Genomic DNA, 16,411 nt, shown 5'->3' with positions numbered 1-16,411 from the left:
CTTGTCTATATGCGGGTTAGTTTGGCATACGCGTATTGAAACGGGAAATTTCAGGCATCAACAAGCGTTTAAAAGGCTTTTGTCGCCCCCGGAACACACCTTGCACGACCATTGGCGAAATTTTCCAGGATTTTTTCATACCAGGGCTTTACAGCTCAAAATCGCCTCCGTATAGTGCGCGCCATCGACGACGGCAACGTTGTTGATGCTGCCCAGGTGGTGAAATTGGTAGACACGCCAGCTTCAGGTGCTGGTGATCGCAAGGTCGTGGAAGTTCGAGTCTTCTCCTGGGCACCAATTTCAAACTCAAGGTTATGCCTCGAGTCTCCAAAAACCCGCGAAAGCGGGTTTTTGCGTTTCAGGCCTTTGATTTTTAACAAGAATCCTGATTTATATTTTTGAATCAGGGGTTTACAGATCAAAAAGCCCTCCGTATAGTTCGCTCCATCAACGGCGCAAGCGTTGTTGATAATGCCCAGGTGGTGAAATTGGTAGACACGCCAGCTTCAGGTGCTGGTGATCGCAAGGTCGTGGAAGTTCGAGTCTTCTCCTGGGCACCAAATTCAGATCAAACCCGCGAAAGCGGGTTTTTTCGTTTCCGGGGTTTGAAAACATCCTCGGCGATTTCCCCTCCCGTGCGCACTTGAGAAGTTTTATCGTTTATCCTGCCCGTATAAATCGGCAACGATTTGTTGCATTTAAACGAGGAAAACTTCGGATGATGATTAGCAATACCCGTCTCAAGACATCCCTTCTGCGTGGCCTGACCCTCACTCTGCTCAGCCTGACCCTGCTCTCGCCCGCCGCCTATTCCGCCGACAAGGTGTCACTGACCCTGTACAACGGCCAACACAAAGAAGTCGGCGATGAACTCGCCAAGGCCTTCGAAGCCAAGACCGGCATTCACGTCAACGTGCGCAAAGGCAGCAGCAACCAGCTGGCCAGCCAAGTCGTCGAAGAAGGCGACCGCTCCCCCGCCGACGTGATCTACACCGAAGAATCGCCGCCGCTAAACAAGCTCGGTGAACAAGGCCTGCTGGCCAAGATCGATGCCAGCACCCTCGACGTATTGCCCAAGGATTATGTCGGCAGCAACGGCGACTGGATGGGCGTCACCGCACGCACGCGCGTTGTAGCGTTCAACCCCAAACTGATCGCCGAAAAAGACCTGCCCAAATCGGTACTGGATTTCGCCGGCCCCGAGTGGCAAGGCAAAGTCGGCTTCGTACCCACCAGCGGCGCGTTCCAGGAACAAGCCGTGGCAATCATCAAGCTGCACGGTCGCGAAGCCGCTGAAGAGTGGCTGACTGGCCTGCGCGCCTTCGGCAAGGTCTACAGCAACAACATGGTCGCACTTAAGGCCGTGGAAAACGGCGAAGTGGCCACCGTGCTGGTGAACAACTACTACTGGTTTGCGCTCAAGAAAGAAAAAACCAACCTGGATTCGCAGCTGCATTACTTCACCAATGGCGATGCCGGCGGCCTGATCACTGTGTCTTCGGCTGCCGCGCTGAAATCCAGCAAGCACCCGAAAGAGGCCCAGCAATTACTCGCCTTCATGACCAGCGAAGAAGGCCAGCGTGTGATCACCAACACCTCGGCCGAATACCCGCTGCGCAAGGGCATGGAATCGAACCGCGGCCTCAAGCCTTTCAGCGAGCTGCAACCGCCGAAAGTCACCCCTGCGGACCTCGGCAACGCCGAAGAAGCCCTGGACCTGGAACGTGACGTTGGCCTGAACTGATGAACCCATCGCTCCCCGCCCCCGCCTTGCGCGGGGGTTTCAGCCCGCGACGCAAGCGCCCGTCAATCTGGCTGCTGATCCCCGTCCTATTCCTGGTTGGCCTGAGTCTGCTGCCGTTGGTGTATGTCGGGACCAAAGCCTGGCAGGCGGGCTGGGCGCAAGCGGTGCATCTGCTATGGCGGCCGTATGTATTCGGGCTGCTGCGCAACACCCTGGCGCTGATGATTGGCGTGACAGTGGCCTGCGGCGTGATCGGCCTGTCCCTGGCCTGGCTGCTGGAGCGCAGCAACCTGCCGGGTCGGCGTATCTGGGGCGTGATCCTGTGCCTGCCGTTTGCGGTGCCGGCGTTTGTCAGCAGCTTTACCTGGGTGTCGCTGAGCGCCAACTTCGAAGGGCTGGGCGGTGCGATCCTGGTGATGACCCTGTCCAAATACCCGCTGGTGTTTCTGCCGGTGGCGGCGACCCTGCGCAACCTCGACCCGTCCCTGGAAGAATCGGCCCGCACCTTGGGGCTGAATCGCTGGGGCGTATTTTTTCGCATCACACTGCCCTTGCTGTGGCCTTCGCTACTGGCCGGGGCACTGCTGATTGCCTTGCATATGCTGGTGGAGTTCGGTGCGCTGTCGATCATCGGCCTGCAGACCTTTACCACCGCGATCTACCAACAGTTCGAACTGGAATTCAGCAATGCCAATGCCGCGATGCTCTCGGCGGTGTTGCTGGTGATGTGCCTGACGCTGCTGTGGCTGGAGCTGCGCGTACGCGGCAAGGGCCGGCATGTGCGCATCGGCCAGGGCGCGGCGCGGCATGCTGAACAGGTTCAATTGGGCAAATGGGCGCCGCTCGGTCAACTCTATTGCCTGGCGCTGGCGATCATTGGCAGCGGCATTCCTTTGGGGATGCTCGGGTACTGGCTGGCGGTGGGTTCGTCGGCGGCATTTCCCGTGGCCGAAATTGGTGAGGCACTGTTGTCTTCGCTGGCACTGTCCTTAGGTGGCGCGGCGCTGTGCTTGGTGCTGGCAGTGCCGGTTGGGTTGCTGGTGGTGCGCTACAAAGGCCAACTGGCGATCTGGGCCGAGCGCCTGCCGTACCTGTTGCATGCCCTGCCCGGCCTGGTGATCGCACTGACGCTGGTGTATTTCGCCCTGCATTATGTGCCAGCGCTGTATCAGACGTCGGCACTGCTGCTGATCGCTTATGCGCTGTTGTTCCTGCCACTGGCCCAGGCGCCGATTCGTACGGCCTTGAACAAGGCGGCGCCGCAGCTGGAAGAGGCCGCGCGCACGTTGGGCGCATCGTCGTTCAGCGCATTTTGCCGGGTGACCTTACCGATTATCTTCCCAGCACTGGGCGCGGCGTTCGCCTTGGTGTTTCTGGATGCGATGAAGGAGTTGACGGCGACGTTGCTGCTCAGCCCGACCGGGCTGAATACCCTGGCAACCGCCGTTTGGGCGCATACCTCGAATGTGGAGTTTGCAGCGGCAGCGCCTTACGCGGCGCTGTTGATTCTGGTGTCGGGGTTGCCGGTGTATCTGCTTACGACTCGGATGTATCTGAGCCGCTGAGACCGCAATCGCAGGCAAGCCAGCTCCAACGCTGGAGTAATGTGGGAGCTGGCTTGCCTGCGATTGCGCCGAAACAGGCGACGCTAAGCCCGAAACTGCCCCAGGCTCGCCTTCAACTGCGCCGCCAACCCATCCAGCACCTTGCCACTGGCCGTGGTTTCCACCACCGCCTGCGCAGCACGCTCGGCCTGGGCATGAATCACCTCGACCCGCCCACGCACCGCATGCGCGCCCTGGGCCTGATGCTCAGCCGCACGCGTCGCCAAGCCAATCGCTGCATGCACCTGCTCCACCGAAGCCTGCACCGTCTGCTGCAGGCGCACGCTGTCGCGCAGCACCAGCAAGCCTTCGCTCGCCTGACGACCCGCCTTGCCGATGGTTTCCACCGCCTCACGTGCGCCCTGCTGCAACGCCACGATATGCGCCTGGATATCACCCGTGGAACTCTGGGTTTTGCTGGCCAGGGCACGCACCTCGTCGGCCACTACCGCGAAGCCACGCCCGGTCTCACCGGCACGCGCGGCTTCAATCGCTGCGTTAAGTGCCAGCAAGTTGGTCTGCTCGGCAATGCCGTGAATCACCGTCAGCACCACTTCAATTTGTTCGCTTTGCTGAGCCAGGCGCTCAATAACCTGAGAACCTGCCTGCACCTGCCCCGCTAACGCTTCGATCAAGCTGCCGACCTCTGCTGAAGTGCGCGAGTTTTCATCCGTCGCCCGGCGGATTTCCACCACCTGTTGCAACGCCGCTTGCATCGCATGACTTTCAGCCTGGGCCTCGTCTGCCATTTGCGACAGCGCGCGCAAGCTCTCGGCCACTTCATCACGCTGCAAACCGGCCGCCTTGTCGGCACCGGCATTGCGCAAGGTCATGGCGCCGATTTCCACACCGGTACGCTGAGCCACATCCCCCGCCTCACGCACGATCGGCTGCAACTTATCCACAAAGCGATTGACCGCCGAAGCCATGTCGCCGATTTCATCCTTGCTGCTGATCTGCACGCGCTTGGTGAGGTCGCCCTCGCCCGCCGCCAAGTCATCCATGGCTGCGATCAGCAACTTCAGGCGATTGACCACACGCCGCCCCAGCACGATAGCGATCAGCAGCAATACGCCGAACCCCACCACTGCGAGCCCCATGCCGATGCGCCAGCGCAAAGTGCCTGCGGCGTCTTGTACGGCACTGGTGGTGTTGGCGGTCATCTGGGTGGCGGTGGCTTGCGCCGATTGCAGGCGCGCGCCCATGGCGGCGGCGCTGTCTGCGGCAGCGCCCTTGAGGCTGTCGCCTACCAGTTGATCACTGCTGGCGATCAGCGCGGCAAAACGCTTGTCCAGCGCAGCCAGGTCCGCCTCTACCGCCGTGGTTGAGACACCCATGCGGACCTTGCCAATCTCTACGCCGTTGGGGCTGATGGACGCTTCGACGTAGAACACGGAAGGATCATTTTTCGCCGCATCCAAGACTTTATCCAGGGCCCGGTCGCCCTGACCTTTGGCCAGCAATGCCTGGTTGATCGGGTTGTCACGGTTCAGATAACGGGTCAGATGCTCCCCGGCCGCATCGTCGTAGACCACGAACAACACGTTGGGATTGCGCTGGGCACGCCGGGCAAACTCCGACAGCGTCGGCACGTCGCTGTCCCACATGGCGCGCGGCGCCACCGAGGCCAGCAGTTGCGCCATGTCGTTGGCCGAGTCTTGCAGGTCTTTTTCCAGGGTCGCACGCAGTTGCTTCTGCTCCTCCTGCAGACGCGTGGAAAGCCCTGCGGTCAGACGCTGACGGGTACTGGAAGACAGGCTGTCCAGACTCGATGTGACTTCCTTGCCGGCTTGCGCCAGTTCACCGGAGAGTTTCTGGCTGTCGATACCCAGGCGATTGCCCAAATCAGCTTCCAATGCAGTGACCGTGCTCCTCGTCAGAGCGACAGCCACCAGCACTTGCACCAAAAGAGCGATACCTAGGGTAACGAACACCGGCCGCAACAGCCGGCTTTGTAACAATGAGAGAACGGCAGACACTGGGAATCCCTCCACCACGGGTGCCATTAATTTGATAGCACCGCGAAAGAAAGAACCATAGCAAGGGTCGTGCCGTTTGCCAGACAGATACGACAAAGGGCTCCCGAAGGAGCCCTTTGCTTTTTACATCAACAGCTTATTAAGCGAACGGGTGACGCAGAACGATAGTCTCGTTGCGGTCCGGGCCCGTCGAAATAATGTCGATTGGCGCGCCGATCAGCTCTTCAACGCGCTTGATGTAAGCACGGGCGTTGGCCGGCAGTTCTTCCAGGGTTTTGGCGCCCACGGTCGATTCGGTCCAGCCCGGCACTTCTTCGTACACAGGCTGCAGGCCCACGTAGCTGTCAGCGTCGGTCGGAGCAACGTCCTTACCGTCTGCATCTTTGTAGCCGACGCAGATGTTGATGGCTTCCAGACCGTCGAGTACGTCCAGCTTGGTCAGGCAGATGCCCGAGATGCTGTTCACATCGATAGCGCGACGCAAGATAACGGCGTCGAACCAGCCGCAACGACGTGCACGGCCGGTGGTAGCGCCGAACTCGTGACCTTGCTTGGCCAGGTGTGCGCCGACTTCGTCGAACAGCTCAGTCGGGAACGGGCCAGAACCTACGCGCGTGGTGTAAGCCTTGGTGATGCCCAGGATGTAGTCCAGGAACATCGGGCCAACACCGGAACCGGTGGCTACGCCGCCAGCGGTGGTGTTGGAGCTGGTCACGTACGGGTAGGTACCGTGGTCGATGTCCAGCAACGAACCCTGGGCGCCTTCGAACATGATGTCTTTGCCGGCGCGACGCAGGTCGTGCAGCTCGGCCGTCACGTCCAGCATCAGCGGCTTGAGCAGCTCAGCGTATTCTTTGCACTCAGCCAGGGTCTTTTCAAACTCGATGGCTGGCTCTTTGTAGTAACCAACGAGCATGAAGTTGTGGTAATCCACCAGCTCACGCAGCTTGTCTTCAAAGCGCGGCATGTTGAGCAGGTCGCCCACACGCAGGCCACGACGTGCAACTTTGTCTTCGTACGCCGGGCCGATGCCGCGACCGGTAGTACCGATCTTCAGCTCGCCACGGGCCTTTTCACGGGCCTGGTCCAGCGCAACGTGGAAGGACAGGATCAGCGGGCAGGACGGGCTGATACGCAGGCGCTTGCGCACCGGTACGCCTTTCTCTTCCAGTTTGGTGATCTCACGCAGCAGAGCGTCAGGTGCAACCACCACGCCGTTGCCGATCAGGCACTGCACGCCTTCGCGCAGCACGCCCGACGGGATCAGGTGCAAGACGGTTTTTTCGCCATCGATGACCAGGGTGTGGCCAGCGTTGTGGCCACCTTGGTAGCGCACTACGGCGGCAGCATGTTCGGTCAGCAGATCAACGATCTTGCCTTTGCCCTCATCACCCCATTGGGTGCCCAGGACTACGACATTCTTACCCATAACACTTGTCCTCATTCGCGCAAACTTGGTGCCGGCGATGGCCGGCAGGAAAACTCAAGAAGCCAGTGGCGAAACTTGCCAAAGCCCGTTCTGCAGAATCAATTGCCGGTCGCAGTCCGCTTCACGGGCGGCGGCCAATGGCTGCCCAGGCAGAGCCTGGACGACACGCTGACCCTCACTGCGCAACTGGCAAACCTGCTGCCAGAGTGCTGCGTCCGTACTGTCGGGCATCCAGACGCCACCAGACGGCAGCTCGACCTCAGCACGCCCCAGGGTCACCAGGGTTTTCAAATCGGTGGAAAAGCCAGTCGCCGGACGCGCGCGACCGAAGTCAGCGCCGATATCGTCATAACGACCGCCTTGGGCAATGGCTTGGCCAACACCCGGTACAAATACGGCGAACACCACACCGGTGTGGTAGTGGTAGCCGCGCAACTCACCCAGGTCAAAATACAGCGGCAGCTGCGGGAACCGCGCCGACAAGCGCTCGGCAATCGCCAGCACGTCATCCAACGCCGCCAATACAGGCGCCGGCGCATTCGCCAGGCGCTCACGTGCAGCCACCAACACTTCAGGGCCGCCGCACAGGTTGACCAGTGCGCGCAGCATTTCGGCGAGGTCTGCCGGCACACCTTCGGTGAGGGCGATCACTTCATCGATAGCCTTGCGTTGCAGGGCATCAAATAACTGCTGCTCCACTTCACCGGACAAACCGGCCGCTCGCGCCAGGCCACGGTAGATACCGACGTGCCCCAGGTCCATGTGCACATCCGGCACGTCAGCCAGTTGCAGCATGGCCAGCATCAAGCTGATCACTTCAACGTCGCTGCTCGGGCTGGCATCGCCGTACAACTCGGCGCCCAGCTGAATCGGGCTACGGGACGACGACAAGGCTCGCGGTTGCGCATGCAGCACGCTGCCGGCGTAGCACAGGCGGCTCGGGCCTTCGCGGCGCAAGGTGTGCGCATCGATGCGCGCCACTTGCGGCGTGATGTCGGCACGAAAGCCCATTTGCCGGCCCGATTGCGGGTCGATGACCTTGAAGGTGCGCAGATCCAGGTCCTGGCCCGCGCCGGTCAGCAGGGATTCCAGGTACTCGATATGGGGAGTCACGACAAACTCGTAACCCCAGCTCTGGAACAGATCCAACACCTGACGACGCGCTACTTCAATGCGCGCAGCTTCTGGTGGCAGTACTTCTTCGATGCCATCTGGCAGCAGCCAGCGGTCTACCGTTGCCATTACGCCATTCCCCTATGATCCGGGCGACCAGCCTTCGGCCGAGCCCTGAGTGAAGCAGAAAATGCCCGGCCCCTGCATAAACAACGCGCAAGAACGACGTGACGAATGGCCTGCAAACGGCCTCGTCGGGCACTTTCCTCGAAAAACCTGTCACGCCTGCCGAATCAAACATGCAGACGCAAAAAAGCCGGGAATTTCCCGGCTGCCGCATCATACACCCGTTTTCTGAAAGGATCACCCCGCCCGGCATTTTAGCCGCCCGACGGAGTGGGTCCTACAGAATCACCGGCTGGTTACTTGGACTTTTCCAGGTAGCGGAAGAAGTCGCTGCTTGGGTCCAGCACCATGACGTCGGTTTTGTTCGCGAAGCTTTCACGGTAGGCACGCAGGCTACGGTAGAACGCGTAGAACTCCTGGTCCTGGCCATAAGCCTTGGAGTAGATCGACGCCGCTTGAGCATCACCATCACCACGGGCCTCTTCAGACTCACGATAGGCTTCTGCCAGCAGTACACGGCGCTGACGGTCGGCATCCGCACGGATACCTTCAGCCAACTCGTTACCCTTGGCGCGATGCTCACGGGCTTCACGCTCACGCTCGGTGCTCATACGCTCGAACACGCTGCGGTTCACTTCCTTGGGCAGGTCGATCGCCTTGACCCGAACATCGACAACTTCGATGCCCAGCTCTTTTTCAGCCATGGTGTTCAACGAACGCGTGATGTCAGCCATCAGCGCATCACGCTCACCGGATACCACCTCGTGCAGGGTGCGTTTACCAAACTGGTCACGCAGGCCTGATTCCAGACGGCGCGACAAACGCTCGTCGGCAATCTGCTTGAGGCCGGAAGTCGCGGTGTAGAAGCGCTCGGCATCCTTGACGCGCCATTTGGCGTAGGCGTCAACCATCACGGCTTTCTTTTCCAGGGTCAGGAAGCGCTGTGTCGGTGCATCCAGGGTCATCAGGCGGCCGTCGAACTTGCGCACCTGGTTCACGTAGGGGACTTTCACATGCAGGCCCGGCTGGACATCCGCCTGGACCACACGACCGAATTGCAGCAACACCGCGCGCTCGGTCTGAGCCACGATGTAGAAGCAGTTCCAGGCAGCGATGACCACGACGACGCCCACAATCAGGGCGGTCAGCGATTTATTGCTCATCAACGACTCTCCCTGGTACGTGTTTGCTGTTGCAGCAAGTCAGCGGCCGCACGGGCGCTCGCTTCGTTGGCAGCAGCCGTTGAACCGGAGGCCGGTGCGCTGGTGCTGCTACGACCACCTTCGATCATCTTGTCCAGCGGCAGGTACAGCAGGTTGTTCTGCCCACCTTTGCTGCCGGTCACGAGAACCTTGCTGGTGTTGCTGAAGACTTCCTGCATGGTGTCCAGGTACAGACGCTCACGCGTGACTTCCGGAGCCTTGCGGTACTCGGCAACCAGCTTGGTGAAGCGATCCGCCTCACCCTTGGCGCGGGAGACCACTTCATCGCGGTAACCGTTGGCATCCTCAAGGATACGCTGGGCCTGACCACGGGCTTCCGGCACAACACCGTTGGCGTAGGTTTCAGCCTGGTTGCGCGAACGCTGCTCGTCTTCACGGGCGCGGATCACGTCGTCAAAGGCTTCCTGCACTTCGCGCGGTGCGGCTGCGCTCTGTATGTTGACCTGAGTAACAGTGATACCGGTGCGATAGGTGTCGAGGAACCGTTGCAGACGTTCCTTGATCTCGCTGGCCATCAACTCACGACCTTCAGTCAGCACCTGGTCCATGGCGGTGGAACCCACCACGTGGCGCAGGGCACTTTCAGTCGCCTGCTGCAGACTGATTTCAGGTTGATCGACGTTCAGCACGAAATCCTGAAGATTGCTGATCTTGTACTGCACGGTCAGCGGCACTTCGACGATATTCTCGTCTTCGGTCAGCATCTGGCCCTGTTTGGTGTAGGCACGCTCACGCGTGACGTTCTCCATGTACTTTTTGTCGATCGGGGGGAAGTAGATGTTCAGACCCGGGCCGACAGTCTCGTAGTACTTGCCGAAGCGCAGCACTACGGCTTGCTCCTGCTCGTCGACTACGTAAACCGCGCTGTACAGCCACACGGCTGCGAGCACGACAAGACCCAGGCCCAGCAGGCCATAGCCACCGCCCTTGCTTGTGCGACCGCCGTCGTCACCACCACGTTTTTTCCCACCACCGAACAACCCATTCAGGCTTTCCTGCAGCTTTCGGAAGGCCTCGTCGAGATCTGGTGGCCCCTTGCGGTCGCCATTATTGCGGCGTTTACCACCCCAAGGATCCTGATTATTCGAGTTGCCACCCGGCTCATTCCAAGCCATAGCGCTCTCCATCTGATAAAGCAAAGACGCACCCACGGCGCGCCGACCAATGCTACAGAATGCCTGCTGCCGCGGCACAACCGCTTTAGGAGGCTTTTATTGCAAAGTGTGTTGCTCGATAAACTCCGTCGGCACCACACCTTCACGGCTAACCAGCCGATTCAGCTCCGAGCGCGGCAATCGAACGGTCAGCAAGCTGACACCTTCTTCGTCGTATTCTTCTTTCTGTACCGCGCCCAACTCAAAAAACTGTGCACGCAGTCGAGCAAAACGCTGAGGCAAGCGCAAGGTGCCGACAAACAAATCGCCGCCCAGCAACTCGGCAATGGCCTGTTCAAGCAACTCCAAACCACTGCCATCACGCGCCGACAGCCAAACCCGCCGGGGCTTGCCGTCTTCGTCGCGCTGGATTTGTGGCTCAACGCCTTCAAGCAAATCGAGTTTGTTATACACCTCAAGGATCGGCAAGTCCTGTGCACCAATCTCGCCCAGCACCACCATCACCTGTTCAATCTGCAACATGCGATCCGGTTCAGCCGCATCGATCACGTGCAACAGCAGGTCGGAGTTGCTCGACTCTTCGAGCGTAGACCGAAACGCCTCGACCAGCTTGTGAGGCAGGTGACGAATGAAACCCACGGTGTCGGCCAGGACAATCGGCCCCAGGTCGTCCAGTTCCAGACGGCGCAAGGTCGGGTCGAGGGTGGCGAACAGTTGGTCGGCCGCGTACACGTCCGATTTCGTCACGTTATTGAACAGCGTGGATTTGCCGGCGTTGGTATAGCCCACCAAAGACACGGTAGGGATATCCGCTCGCATACGGCCACGACGCGATTGTTCGCGCTGGCTGCGCACTTTTTCCAGGCGGCCCTTGATCTGGCGCAGGCGAACTCGCAACAGACGGCGGTCGGTTTCCAGCTGGGTTTCACCCGGACCGCGCATGCCGATACCGCCACCTTGGCGCTCAAGGTGAGTCCAGCCGCGAACCAACCGGGTGCTCATGTGGTCAAGCTGAGCCAGTTCTACCTGGAGCTTGCCTTCATGGGTACGGGCGCGCTGGGCGAAAATATCGAGAATCAGACCGGTGCGGTCGATCACGCGACACTCGAAAACACGTTCGAGGTTACGTTCCTGACTGGGCGTGAGGGTGTGATTGAAGATCACCAGATCGGCTTCTTCAGCATGGACCAGGTCGCGCAGTTCCTCGACCTTGCCGCTGCCGATCAGGAATTTGGCGGTTGGCCGATGACGCGGCACGTTAAAAAACGCAACGGTCTCGGCGCCGGCCGAATTTGCCAACTCCTGAAACTCCTGCGGATCTTCGCGCGCCTCAGGGTCCTGTCCATCCAAGTGAACGAGGATTACTCGTTCACCACCACCGTGGCGCTCAAAGAACAAAGGAGACTCCTATCAGGCGTTACCTGGCTCAGCGTCACCCTGTTCGGCATCAGTTGCGCTAGGCAGACGGATAGGACGAACTGGAACTACTGTCGAGATAGCGTGCTTGTAAACCATCTGGCTGACGGTGTTTTTCAGCAGGATTACGAACTGGTCGAACGACTCGATCGTGCCTTGCAGCTTGATCCCGTTGACCAGGTAGATGGAAACCCCCACTTTCTCTTTACGTAAAGTATTCAAGTAAGGGTCTTGTAGCGAATGCCCTTTTGACATGTGCCGCACTCCTTTAAGGATCAATAATAAAATTCGGAAAATAGATAGCTTATGGCCGTCACACCCCCAAGGATAGACGGCAATTGCAAGGACTCAGCTCAATATGGAGACCGTTCCCAAGTATTTCAAGGCGCGTGACAGATTGTCGCTGTCCAGGCTGTCCAGCCAGTGCAAATCGCTCCAGCTGCGCAACCAGGTGAACTGGCGTTTCGCCAATTGGCGCGTGGCAATGATGCCGCGCTCCTGCATTTCGGCTGACGTCAGCTTGCCATCCAGATGATCCCAGACTTGGCGGTAGCCAACAGCACGTATCGAAGGCAACCCAGCGTGCAGGTCTCCTCGTGAACGCAGTGCTACGACCTCATCCACAAACCCCTGTTCCAACATAATTGTGAATCTTTGTGCAATTCGTTCATGCAGCACCTGACGATTTGCCGGAGCGATGGCCAGATTCGCCACAGTATAGGGCAATTGTGCCTGTCCAGACGCGCCTGCATCAGCACTTTGCGCAGTTTGTTTCAGCCGGTGTTCAGTCATGGTCTGCCCGCTGACCCGCCAAACTTCCAGAGCGCGCGTGAGGCGCTGAGGGTCATTGGGGTGAATGCGCGCGGCAGACACCGGGTCAATCGCCGCCAACTGGTCGTGCAGGGCTTGCCAGCCAAGGCGTACAGCCTCTTCTTCAAGTTCGGCGCGCACCTGGGCGTCGGCCGGCGGCATATCCGCCAAGCCTTCCTGCAGAGCCTTGTAATAGAGCATCGTACCGCCCACCAGCAGCGGAATATTACCCCGTGCGGTGATCTCGGCCATGGCGGCCAGTGTATCAGTGCGAAAATCCGCTGCGGAATAGCTCTGCGCCGGGTCGATAATGTCGATCAGCTTATGCGGATACTCGGCCAGCAGCGCTTTTGAAGGCTTGGCGGTGCCGATGTCCATGTCCCGGTAAACCAGGGCAGAGTCGACACTGATCAGCTCGCACGGCAACACCTTGGTCAGCTCGATGGCCAGGTCGGTCTTGCCGGCGGCCGTGGGGCCCATCAGGAAGATCGCGGGGGGCAAGGCACTCATCAACGGCCGCGCAAGAACAGTTTGTCCAGATCGTCCAGGCCCATTTGGGTCCAAGTCGGCCGGCCATGGTTGCATTGCCCGCTGCGCTCAGTGTTTTCCATGTCGCGCAGCAAGCCGTTCATTTCCGGCAAGGCCAGGCGGCGGTTGGCGCGAATGGCACCGTGGCAGGCCATGGTGCCGAGCAGCTCGTTGATGTGCGCCTGGATACGGTCACTGGTGCCGTATTCCATCAGGTCCGCCAGCACGTCGGCGACCAATCGGTTGGCTTCGGCTTGCTTGAGCAGCGCGGGAATCTGGCGGATTGCCAGAGTTTCCGGGCCCAGGCGCTGCAGTTCAAAGCCGAGCTTCTGGAACACGCTGTGGTGCTCCTCTGCGCAATCGGCTTCACGCTGGCTGACGGCCAGGGATTCCGGCACCAACAGCGGCTGGCCGCTGAGGCCTTCGCTGGCCATGGCGATCTTCAGGCGCTCGTACATGATGCGCTCATGGGCGGCGTGCATGTCCACCAGCACCAGGCCATGGGCGTTTTCCGCCAGGATGTAGATGCCCTTGAGCTGTGCCAACGCATAGCCCAGCGGCGGGATATCCCCACCGCCCTCCGGCAACGCGACAGCGCCGGGCTCGGCACCCGGCAGCGGCGCGAAAAACTCGCGATAGGCCGCCTGGGCTTCGGCCACCGGCACCGCCGATTGCGGACGCGGTGTGTATTGATACTGGTAACCCGCACCCGACCCGGAACCCGGCGCCGTATAAGCAGGCTGTGGCTGCGGCGATTGCAGCAAATTGGCCGCCAGGCTCATTTCGCCTTGCGGGCCAAACTCACCGGCCTCCGGGCCACTCGGCCGCACCACCGCCGTCACGATCGGCGCCGATAGCTGATCATCCGGGCGCACATCGCCGAGGGCACGGTGCAAGGTGCCATAAAGGAAGTCATGCACCATGCGCCCGTCACGGAAGCGCACTTCGTGCTTGGTCGGGTGCACGTTGACGTCAACCACCGATGGGTCGACCTCAAAAAACAGTACAAAAGTCGGATGCCGCCCGTTGAACAACACATCGCGGTAAGCCTGGCGCACCGCGTGGGCCACCAGTTTGTCGCGCACCGCGCGGCCATTCACAAAGAAGTACTGCAAATCTGCCTGGCTACGGGAGAAGGTCGGCAACCCGACCCAACCCCACAGACGCAGGCCGTTGCGCTCGATTTCAATCGGCAACGCCTGCTCCAGGAACCCAGCGCCACAGATGGCCGATACACGTCGAGCACGCGCGGCGTCGTCATGGGCTTCATGCAGGCTGAGGATGGTCTTGCCGTTGTGACGCAGGTGAAACGCCACGTCAAAGCGCGCCAAGGCCAGGCGTTTGATGACTTCTTGCAAGTGATCGAATTCGGTTTTTTCGGCCTTGAGGAATTTACGCCGCGCCGGGGTATTGAAGAACAGGTCGCGCACTTCCACCGACGTGCCCACCGGGTGCGCAGCCGGCTGGACCCGAGGCGCCATGTCGCGGCCTTCGGTTTCCACTTGCCAGGCTTGCTCGGCGCTGCGGGTGCGCGAGGTCAGGGTCAGGCGCGCCACCGAGCTGATAGACGCCAGGGCCTCACCGCGAAAGCCCAGGCTCATCACCCGTTCAAGGTCTTCCAGGTCACGAATCTTGCTGGTGGCATGACGCGCCAGGGCCAGCGGCAGGTCATCGGAGGAGATGCCGCTGCCGTCATCGCGCACGCGCAGCAGCTTGACGCCGCCCTGCTCCACGTCGACATCAATGCGCTTGGCGCCGGAATCGATGCTGTTTTCCAGCAGCTCCTTGATCACCGACGCCGGGCGCTCAACTACTTCGCCCGCGGCAATCTGGTTGGCGAGGCGTGGGCTGAGCAGTTCGATGCGCGAACCGCTGTTGAGGACAGATTCGCTCATTACTGCGCCGCCAATTCGGTGCCAGGGATGGTCAACACCTGGCCAACTTTCAATTCATCGGTTTTCAGGTTGTTGGCGCTGCGCAAGGTAGCGGCCGACACCTGGAAACGCACGGCCAGCATGGCCAGGGTGTCGCCGGGCTGCACGCGATGGTCACGTGGGCCCTGAGCGATTTTCCCAGAGTCACGCAGCCAGGCGATGTAAGTGCCCGGCGGTGGGTTCTGCTGGAAGAACTGGCGAATACCGGCACTGATCGAACGCGCCAGCGCCTGCTGGTGGCTGGCGCTGGCCAGCTTCGAGGCTTCGTTGGCGTTGGAGATAAACCCGGTTTCCACCAGGATCGATGGGATGTCCGGCGACTTCAACACCATGAACCCGGCCTGTTCCACACGTTGCTTATGCAAGGAAGTGACGCGGCCGATATTGCTCAAGACCTTCTGGCCCACGTTCAGGCTGGAGGTCAACGACGCCGTCATCGACAGATCGAGCAGCACGCCGGCGAGCATTTTGTCTTTGTCATCGAGGGACACGTTGCCGGCCCCGCCGATCAAGTCGGAACGGTTTTCGCTGTCGGCCAGCCAACGCGCGGTCTCGGACGTGGCGCCGCGATCGGACAGGGCAAACACCGAGGCGCCGAAGGCGGCGGTAGAAGGTGCGGCGTCGGCGTGGATCGACACGAACAGGTCGGCGCCCTTCTTACGCGCGATTTCGGTACGGCCGCGCAACGGGATGAAATAGTCGCCAGTACGGGTCAGCTCGGCGCGATAGCCTTTCATGCCATTGACCTGACGCTGCAGCTCACGGGCGATAGCCAGTACCACGTCTTTCTCATGCTGGCCGCGCGAGCCGGAGGCGCCCGGGTCTTCACCGCCGTGGCCGGCGTCGATCACCACGATAATGTCGCGCTTGCCCGCAGGCGCCGGTGGTGGCGGCGGCAGCTTGACCTGTGGCTGCGCCGGGCTGACTGGCACGGCCGGCACAGTGGCCACACTTGGCGTCGGCGCAGGCGGCGGCGCGGCATCGGCGGCATTGTCGAACAGGTCGACCACCAACCGGTTGCCGTATTGGGCGTTCGGGGGAAGCACAAAACTTTTCGGGGTTACGACCTTTTTCAGGTCGATCACCACACGCAGGTCGGTCGGCGTGCGCTGGGCGGAGCGCATCGCAGTAATCGGCGTGTTGGCGGTGGAGACTTTCAGCGGCGCGGCCAGGGTCGCACCGTTGATGTCGATCACCAGGCGATCAGGCGCCGTCAGGGTAAAGACGCTGTGCTGGACCGGGCCAGACAGGTCGAACACCAGTCGCGTGTTATCCGGCGCTCGCCACAGGCGAACACTTTTCACCTGTGAAGCAGCCAGAGCATTGAAAGTCATTGCCGCAAGCAACACCCCTACGACAGCAACCATCGCGCGAAAGCGCATACCTAACC

The 16,411-nt window shown here is 60.5% G+C and carries 11 protein-coding genes, 2 tRNA genes and 2 pseudogenes; 4 read left to right on the top strand and 11 right to left on the bottom strand.

Translation table 11 applies throughout. The features are described 5' to 3' along the window. Positions 1-210 precede the first annotated feature (210 nt). From GJU48_RS02475 to GJU48_RS02460, 4 genes are all read left to right on the top strand, one after another. Positions 211-297: transfer RNA gene (locus GJU48_RS02475), tRNA-Leu, on the top strand. Between the two features lie 176 nt (positions 298-473). Further along, positions 474-560 (top strand) — tRNA-Leu (locus GJU48_RS02470). Positions 561-718: 158 nt separating this feature from the next. After that, the gene (locus GJU48_RS02465; RefSeq protein ID WP_094950962.1) at positions 719-1,744 is read left to right on the top strand and encodes an iron ABC transporter substrate-binding protein; all 1,026 of its coding nucleotides are present in this window, start codon (positions 719-721) and stop codon (positions 1,742-1,744) included. Beyond that, on the top strand, positions 1,744-3,309 hold the full coding sequence (locus GJU48_RS02460) for an ABC transporter permease (protein WP_094950963.1): 1,566 nt from the start codon (positions 1,744-1,746) through the stop codon (positions 3,307-3,309). The genes GJU48_RS02465 and GJU48_RS02460 overlap by 1 nt, the downstream gene beginning before the upstream one ends. Positions 3,310-3,392: 83 nt before the next feature. On the opposite strand, the pseudogene GJU48_RS25580 reads toward GJU48_RS02460, so the two are convergent. The 11 genes and pseudogenes from GJU48_RS25580 to GJU48_RS02410 form a co-directional block, all read right to left on the bottom strand. Next, positions 3,393-3,908, bottom strand: a pseudogene (locus GJU48_RS25580) (methyl-accepting chemotaxis protein); the annotation flags it as partial. A 390-nt stretch (positions 3,909-4,298) separates the two neighbouring features. After that, positions 4,299-4,352 (bottom strand): annotated as a pseudogene (locus GJU48_RS25575) (hypothetical protein); the annotation flags it as partial. A 1,114-nt stretch (positions 4,353-5,466) separates the two neighbouring features. Next, positions 5,467-6,756, bottom strand: a complete 1,290-nt coding sequence (locus GJU48_RS02450) for an adenylosuccinate synthase (protein ID WP_094950965.1) — start codon at positions 6,754-6,756, stop codon at positions 5,467-5,469. 54 nt (positions 6,757-6,810) lie between these two features. After that, complete coding sequence (locus GJU48_RS02445; RefSeq protein ID WP_094950966.1) at positions 6,811-7,998, bottom strand: ATP phosphoribosyltransferase regulatory subunit; 1,188 nt, start codon at positions 7,996-7,998, stop codon at positions 6,811-6,813. Positions 7,999-8,291: 293 nt separating this feature from the next. Further along, positions 8,292-9,158: a protease modulator HflC gene (hflC, locus tag GJU48_RS02440; protein WP_094950967.1), complete on the bottom strand. Its 867-nt coding sequence runs from the start codon at positions 9,156-9,158 to the stop codon at positions 8,292-8,294. Then, positions 9,158-10,333 carry an FtsH protease activity modulator HflK gene (hflK, locus tag GJU48_RS02435; protein ID WP_094950968.1) on the bottom strand — a complete coding sequence of 392 codons (1,176 nt, stop codon included), beginning with the start codon at positions 10,331-10,333 and terminating at the stop codon, positions 9,158-9,160. The genes hflC and hflK overlap by 1 nt, the downstream gene beginning before the upstream one ends. Positions 10,334-10,429: 96 nt before the next feature. Next, positions 10,430-11,731 (bottom strand): ribosome rescue GTPase HflX, encoded by a 1,302-nt coding sequence (gene hflX / locus GJU48_RS02430; protein WP_094950969.1) that lies wholly within the window; start codon positions 11,729-11,731, stop codon positions 10,430-10,432. A 12-nt stretch (positions 11,732-11,743) separates the two neighbouring features. Further along, positions 11,744-12,004: an RNA chaperone Hfq gene (hfq, locus tag GJU48_RS02425; RefSeq protein WP_094950970.1), complete on the bottom strand. Its 261-nt coding sequence runs from the start codon at positions 12,002-12,004 to the stop codon at positions 11,744-11,746. A gap of 93 nt (positions 12,005-12,097) precedes the next feature. Further along, positions 12,098-13,069, bottom strand: coding sequence for a tRNA (adenosine(37)-N6)-dimethylallyltransferase MiaA (gene miaA / locus GJU48_RS02420; protein ID WP_094950971.1), 972 nt, complete (start codon positions 13,067-13,069; stop codon positions 12,098-12,100). After that, positions 13,069-14,982: a DNA mismatch repair endonuclease MutL gene (mutL, locus tag GJU48_RS02415; RefSeq protein ID WP_094950972.1), complete on the bottom strand. Its 1,914-nt coding sequence runs from the start codon at positions 14,980-14,982 to the stop codon at positions 13,069-13,071. Before mutL ends, miaA begins: the two co-directional genes overlap by 1 nt. After that, the gene (locus tag GJU48_RS02410; RefSeq protein WP_094950973.1) at positions 14,982-16,403 is read right to left on the bottom strand and encodes an N-acetylmuramoyl-L-alanine amidase; all 1,422 of its coding nucleotides are present in this window, start codon (positions 16,401-16,403) and stop codon (positions 14,982-14,984) included. Before GJU48_RS02410 ends, mutL begins: the two co-directional genes overlap by 1 nt. Positions 16,404-16,411 lie beyond the last annotated feature (8 nt).

Origin of the sequence: Pseudomonas sp. IB20 (assembly GCF_009707325.1) — a bacterium.
GTDB lineage: Bacteria > Pseudomonadota > Gammaproteobacteria > Pseudomonadales > Pseudomonadaceae > Aquipseudomonas.
Note: the sequence above shows the minus strand (reverse complement) of the source record. Positions and strands in the feature narration are given on the sequence as shown.